At 75.2% G+C, this 6122-nt stretch carries 6 protein-coding genes; 3 read left to right on the top strand and 3 right to left on the bottom strand.

Translation table 11 applies throughout. The features are described 5' to 3' along the window. Positions 1-174 precede the first annotated feature (174 nt). On the bottom strand, positions 175-603 hold the full coding sequence (locus ACZ4VL_RS35930) for a type II toxin-antitoxin system Rv0910 family toxin (RefSeq protein ID WP_468208759.1): 429 nt from the start codon (positions 601-603) through the stop codon (positions 175-177). 169 nt (positions 604-772) lie between these two features. Here ACZ4VL_RS35930 and ACZ4VL_RS35925 point away from each other — a divergent pair, with 169 nt between their 5' ends. Both ACZ4VL_RS35925 and ACZ4VL_RS35920 read left to right on the top strand, forming a co-directional pair. After that, the gene (locus ACZ4VL_RS35925) at positions 773-1768 is read left to right on the top strand and encodes an EamA family transporter (RefSeq protein WP_468208757.1); all 996 of its coding nucleotides are present in this window, start codon (positions 773-775) and stop codon (positions 1766-1768) included. A 164-nt stretch (positions 1769-1932) separates the two neighbouring features. Continuing rightward, positions 1933-2955, top strand: a complete 1023-nt coding sequence (locus ACZ4VL_RS35920) for a DMT family transporter (protein ID WP_468208755.1) — start codon at positions 1933-1935, stop codon at positions 2953-2955. Here ACZ4VL_RS35920 and ACZ4VL_RS35915 read toward each other — a convergent pair. Beyond that, a complete protein-coding gene (locus ACZ4VL_RS35915) occupies positions 2937-3650 on the bottom strand; it encodes a pyridoxamine 5'-phosphate oxidase family protein (protein WP_468208752.1) in 714 nt (237 codons plus the stop codon). The genes ACZ4VL_RS35920 and ACZ4VL_RS35915 overlap by 19 nt on opposite strands. 36 nt (positions 3651-3686) lie before the next feature. Between ACZ4VL_RS35915 and ACZ4VL_RS35910 the strand changes: the two genes are divergently transcribed. After that, positions 3687-5015 carry an aminotransferase class I/II-fold pyridoxal phosphate-dependent enzyme gene (locus ACZ4VL_RS35910; protein ID WP_468208749.1) on the top strand — a complete coding sequence of 443 codons (1329 nt, stop codon included), beginning with the start codon at positions 3687-3689 and terminating at the stop codon, positions 5013-5015. An 88-nt stretch (positions 5016-5103) separates the two neighbouring features. Here the strand turns inward: ACZ4VL_RS35910 and ACZ4VL_RS35905 are convergent, their stop codons facing one another. Beyond that, a complete protein-coding gene (locus ACZ4VL_RS35905) occupies positions 5104-6081 on the bottom strand; it encodes a DMT family transporter (RefSeq protein WP_468208746.1) in 978 nt (325 codons plus the stop codon). Positions 6082-6122: the final 41 nt, after the last annotated feature.

Below are 6122 nucleotides of genomic sequence, written 5' to 3'. Positions count from 1 at the left end.
TTGAGGGGAGGGGGAGGGGCAGCCTTTTTCCAGGTGGGGGGACGAGACCCCCCCCCCCCCCCCCCCCCCCCCCCCCTTCCCCCCCCCCCCCCCGCCCGTCTGTTCCCCCCCCCCCCCCCCCCCCCCCCCCCCCCCCGCGTCCGCGCGTGGGGCGGCCGTCCTCCGGAGGTGGGGTCAGGCGACCAGGCCGGCGAGCCTGCGCAGCGATTCGTTCAGGGCGGCGGTGGCGGAGTCCTTGAGCTTGCCCGCCATCAGGGAGACGGCCGCGCCGGTGAACTCCCCGTCGATCCGGACGACGGTGGCCCCGCCGTCGGGGACCAGGGTGTAGCGGGTGAGGACGGCGACCCCCATCGGGCCCTTGCCGGTGATGGCGAAGACGCGCTCCTCCTCCAGCTCCGAGACGGTCCAGACGACCTCGGCCGGGAAGCCCATCATCTTCATGTTCTCCGCGAAGGTCGCGCCGACCGCGAGGGTCTCGGGCCCGCCCTTCGGGAAGTCGGTGTGCGTCATGCTCCACCGGCCGTACGCCGGCCAGTCCGTCAGCTGGGCCCAGAGCCGTGCGGGGGACGCCTCGATGCGCGATTCCGCCGTCACTTCTGCCATGCGGCCACCCCTCTCGTCGGGTACGTGCGGCGGAACGTAGCCCCGGCGGGCGGAACATTCAATACTGACGACTCGTCAGATTACAGTCGCTGGTCACGGCGGGTATCAGCTGTGTCTCAACAGGTGTCACGCTCGTGACGCTCATGACATGCCCTGCCATGATGGCCGGATGCAAGCGACTGGGAGGAACGCCGGACTCGGCCTCGCGCTGGTTTCCGCTTTCGCGTTCGGCGGTTCGGGAGTGGCGGCCAAGCCGCTGATCGAAGCGGGGCTGGACCCGCTGCACATGGTCTGGCTCAGGGTGGGCGGGGCGGCGCTGGTGCTGTCCCCGCTGGCCTGGCGGCACCGGGCCCTGGTGCGCCGCAAACCGCTGCTGCTCGCCGGCTTCGGCATCGTCGCCGTCGCGGGCGTGCAGGCCTTCTACTTCGCCTCCCTGTCCAGGATCCCCGTCGGTGTGGCGCTGCTCCTGGAGTACCTCGGGCCCGCACTGCTGCTCGGCTGGATCCGCTTCGTGCAGCGCAAGCCGGTGACCCGGGCGGCCGCGGCCGGCGCCGCGGTGGCCGTCGTCGGACTGGCGTCCGTCGTCGAGGTGTGGGCCGGGCTGAAGCTGGACGCGCTGGGCGTGCTGCTCGGCCTCTGCGCCGCCTGCTGCCAGGCCTTCTACTTCGTCTTCGCCGACCAGGGGGCCGACGGCGACGACGCTCCCGACCCGATCGGCGTGATCGCGTACGGCATGCTCGTCGGCGCGCTCGTGATGACGGCGATCGCCCGCCCCTGGGAGATCGACTGGCAGGTGCTGGGCGGCGAGGCCCTGATGGGGGACACGCCGGTGCCCGCACCGCTGCTGCTCGCCTGGGTCGTGCTGATCGCGACCGTGTTCGCGTACCTCACCGGTGTCGTGTCCGTGCGCCGCCTCTCGCCGCAGGTGGCCGCCGTCGTGGCCTTTCTGGAGGCCGTCGTCGCCACCGTCTTCGCCTGGATCCTGCTCGGTGAGCACCTGTCGACGCCGCAGGTCATCGGTGGCGCTCTGGTGCTGGGCGGCGCGTTCATCGCCCAGACCGCCCGGCCGGCGCCGACGCCGACGCCGGCATCGGCAGAGGAACGGGCGGAGGAAGCGGAAGAGTTCGTACCGGTCCCGGTGGACCGGGAAGCGGCCAGCGCATAGGGTGGCGGGCATGCATTCGACCGTGCTTCCGCCTCCCGCCGCCTAGCGCGGGCGGCCCACGCCATGTGAACCAGGACCCGGCCCGGGAGGCCCCCGGGAGGTCCGTGCTGCCCGCGAAGCGATGAGCCGTCCCTTTCATCCTTCATGCATGCGCGGAGAACCACGTGTCGTACCACTCGCCCGCTTCCGGGCGCAGTCTGCTGTTCCTCGTCATCGCCGGCGCCGCCTGGGGCACCGCAGGCGCTGCCGCTTCCCTGCTCTACCTGGCCAGTGACCTCGGTCCGCTCGCCCTGACCTTCTGGCGCTGCGCGGGCGGCCTCGCGGTGCTGCTCGGCGTGCTCGCCGTACGCAGCCGGGTGCGCCGGGCCCGGCCGCGCGGCGCGGCGGTCGTGCCCCGCCCCTCCGTTCGCTCGCTCGTCGGGACGGGGCTGCTGTTCACGCTCTTCCAGGCCGCCTACTTCGCCGCCGTGCAGGAGACCGGCCTCGCCGTCGGCACCGTGGTCACCCTCGGCGCCGGGCCCGTGCTGATCGCCGTCGGGGCCTGGTACCGGATGGGCGAGCGCCTCGGCGCAGGCGGGGTGGCCGCCGTCGCCGGAGCGCTCGCCGGGCTCGTCGTGCTCGTCCTCGGCGGCGGATCCGGGGAGGTCCGGCCGGTCGGCGTCGGCTGGGCCCTGGCCTCGGCCGCCGGGTACGCCGGCATGACCCTGCGGGCCCGCTCCCTCGGGCGGCGCGGGGCGGCGGGCGATCCGCTCGTCACCACCGCCTGGTCGGCCGGGGTGGGTGCGGTGTGCCTGCTGCCGCTCGCCGCCGTGGAGGGGCTGCTGCCGCACACCGCGGAGCCGGCGCGGGTGCTGTGGCTGCTGGTGTACGTCGCCACCGTGCCGACGGCGCTCGCGTACGCCCTGTACTTCACCGGGGCGGCGGCGGTCCGGGCCGCGACCGTGTCGGTGATCATGCTGATCGAGCCGGTCAGCGCTGCGGTGATCGCCGTGTTCGTGCTCGGGGAGCGGCTGACCGGTGCGGTGGTGCTGGGCACCGTACTGCTGCTCGGTGCGGTGGGTGGGCTGATCGCCGCCGAGGCGCGGCGGCCGGCCGGCGGAAAGCCGGCCGGTGGCGAGCCCGTCAGCGGCGGGCCCACCAGGGGTGAGCGGCCCGCCGCCGCCCCGGCTCAGAGCGCCGCGAGGTAGTCCGGAGCGGCGGTTCCGGGGGCCAGGTCCGCGGCCGGGACGGGGGTCCCGTGCGCGGGTGCGACGGGGACCACGCCCGACCAGTAGGGCAGGTCCAGGTCCTCGGGGTCGTCGTTCGGGCCCCCGGTCCGCACCTTGGCGGACACCTCGGCCAGGTCCAGGCGGATCACGGCGGTCGCGGCGAGCTCCCGGGCGTTCGCGGGCCGGCAGTCGGCCGAACGGCCGGGCACGACCTGGTCGACCAGTGCGTCCAGGGCGGTGCGGCGCTCGTCCTCGTCGGTCACCTGGTGGGCGGTGCCGTGCACGATCACGGAGCGGTAGTTGAGCGAGTGGTGGAACGCCGACCGCGCCAGTACCAGGCCGTCCACGTGCGTCACGGTCAGGCAGACCGGCAGCCCCGGGTCGGCCTGACCCGCGGCCAGCAGCGGGCGCGAGCCGGTGGAGCCGTGGACGTACAGGGTCTCGCCGACCCGGGCGTACAGCGTCGGCAGGACCACCGGGGCGCCGTCGCGGACGAAGCCGAGGTGGCAGACGTAGGCCTGGTCGAGTATCGCGTGGACGGTGGCCCGGTCGTAGCGCGCCCGCTCGCGGGAGCGACTCGGCACCGTGCGGTCAGTGGGCTCGTACGCGCCGGCCGGCCCGGCGGTTCTCACTGTCGGCCCGGTGGTCCCTGCGGTCTCGGTCGTGGCGGTCATGGCGCAACTCCATTGCACTAGTGCATAATCGACTTTGTGCTAGGAGAGTATCGGATCGTAGGGCGCCGCGCATCGGAGATCGCGGCGAGCGTGGAGTCGGGTGTGGGGTCGGGTGCGCTCGCGCCCGGCACGCTGCTGCCGCCGATGCGGGAGCTCGCCGCCGAGCTGGGGGTGAACCCGAACACCGTGGCCGCCGCCTACCGCGCCCTGCGCGACCGCGGGGTCATCGAGACCGACGGACGGCGCGGCAGCCGGGTGCGCGGCAGGCCCGCCACCGCTCCGCGGGACCAACTGCGGCCCGTCATGCCGGGAACGCGGGACGTGGCGTCCGGCAACCCGGACGTGCGGCTGCTGCCGCCGCTCGACGCCGCGCTGGCCGCGGCCGCGGCGCGGCACGCCCAGGCGCCGACCCTGTACGGGCACGACCCGGTCGCGCCGGAACTGGAGCGGCCGGCCCGCGCCGGGTTCGACGCGGACGGGGTGCCGCCCGGGCCGCTGGCCGTGACCTCGGGCGCGCTGGACGCGATCGAGCGCGTGCTGACCGCGCACCTGCGGCCCGGGGACGCCGTCGCCCTGGAGGACCCGGGCTGGGGGAGCGTGCTGGACCTGGTGGCGGCGCTGGGCCTGCGGGTGGAACCGGTGGCCGTGGACGACGAGGGGCCGTCTGCAGAGGGCGTCGAGCAGGCGCTGCAGCGCGGGGCCCGGGCGGTGGTGGTGACGTCCCGGGCGCAGAACCCGACCGGTGCGGCCGTGAGCGCGCGGCGGGCGGCGGAGCTGCGGGCGGCGCTGGCGGCCCGCCCCGAGGTGCTGGTGATCGACGACGACCACGGGCACGGCATCGTCGACGTTCCGCTGCACCCGCTCGGCGGCGTGACCCGGCACTGGGCGCTGGTGCGGTCCACGGCGAAGGCGTACGGGCCGGACCTCCGCCTGGCGGTGCTGACCGGCGACGAGGTGACCCTGGACCGGGTGCGCGGCCGCCAGCGGCTCGGGCCGGGATGGGTGAGCCGGCTGCTCCAGTACGCGGTGGCGGACCTGTGGTCCTCGGGGCTGGTGGATCCGGCGGCGGTGGCGCGCTCGTACGCGGAGCGGCGGGACGTCCTGGTCGCGGCACTGGCGGAGCACGGGGTACGGGCGTACGGGCGCAGCGGCATGAACGTGTGGGTGCCCGTCGCCGACGAGACGGGGGTGGTGACGCGGATGCTGGTGGCCGGCTGGGCGGTGGCACCCGGCAGTCGGTTCCGGGTGCAGTCGGGGCCTGGCGTACGGGTGACGGTGTCCGGGCTGGACGCCGCCGAGGTCGTCCCCCTCGCCGAGGTCCTCGCGGCGGCGGTGCGCCCCGCCCCGTCCGGCCGCTTCGACTGACCGGCCGGGCCCGGCGGGCCCGCCGGGGGTGGTCCCGGGTCAGGCCGGCCCGGACCGGGCGGGTCCGGGCAGGTCCCGGGCCGGGGGCTCAGCGGCGGCGGGTCTGGGTGAGGGCGGCGCCGGCCAGGACGATCGCCGCGCCCACCGGCGTGTTCCAGTGGAGCTGCTCGCCCAGCAGCATGACGCCGGCCGCGGTGGCGATGACCGGGATGAAGTAGGTGACCATCTGGGCCGTGGTCGGGCCGACCTCCGCCACCAGGCCGTACTGCATCTGCAGGGCCATGCCCGTGCCGAGCGCGCCCAGGGCGACCACGGCCAGCGTCGGCCACAGCGGCAGCCCCGTCGGCGCGGTCGTGAACAGGGAGCTGACCAGCAGCAGCTGGAGCGTGGAGACGAGCAGCTGCCCGCCCGTCAGGGCCACGGGGGAGCCCGGCACCGAGGCCAGGGTGCGGCGGACGTAGATCCAGCCGATGGGGTAGCAGAGCGAGGCCAGCAGGGCCAGTGCGGTGCCCTCGGCGTCGACGCCGGAGAAGCCCTGCCATGCCCCGAGGACCGTCAGCACCCCGAGGAAGCCCAGGCCGAGCCCGGCGACCCGGCGCCGGGTCGGGCGGTCCTCGGACAGCGCGACCAGCGACAGCACCATCCCCCACAGCGGGGAGGTGGCGTTGCAGATGCCGGCCAGGCCGGACGGGATCGTCAGCTCCGCGTACGAGAAGAGCGAGAACGGCAGCGTGTTGAGCAGCAGCGCCGCCACGGTGAGGTGGGCCCAGGTGCGCCGGCCGCGGGGCAGCGGTTCGCGCCGGACCAGGAGCACCGCCAGCAGGGCCAGCGCCCCGAAGAACACCCGGCCCAGGGCGACGTGGAACGGGGCGTACCCCTGAGTGCCCACCTTGATCAGGAGGAAGCTGAAGCCCCAGATCACCGACAGGAGCGCGAACCGCAGGCGCCAGTCCAGGAGGGCTGACCGGACGGACCGGACGGACCGGACGGACCCGGGCCGCGCGGGCGGGGAGGCGGGGGCGGCGGCCGGCGACGGCGTGGGTCGGGGTGTGGCGGGTGCGCTCATGGGGATTACTCTGCTCCGCTCAACTACGTAGGACAAGCGAG

It is taken from the genome of Streptomyces sp. NPDC029014 (assembly GCF_055564695.1).
Note: the sequence above shows the minus strand (reverse complement) of the source record. Positions and strands in the feature narration are given on the sequence as shown.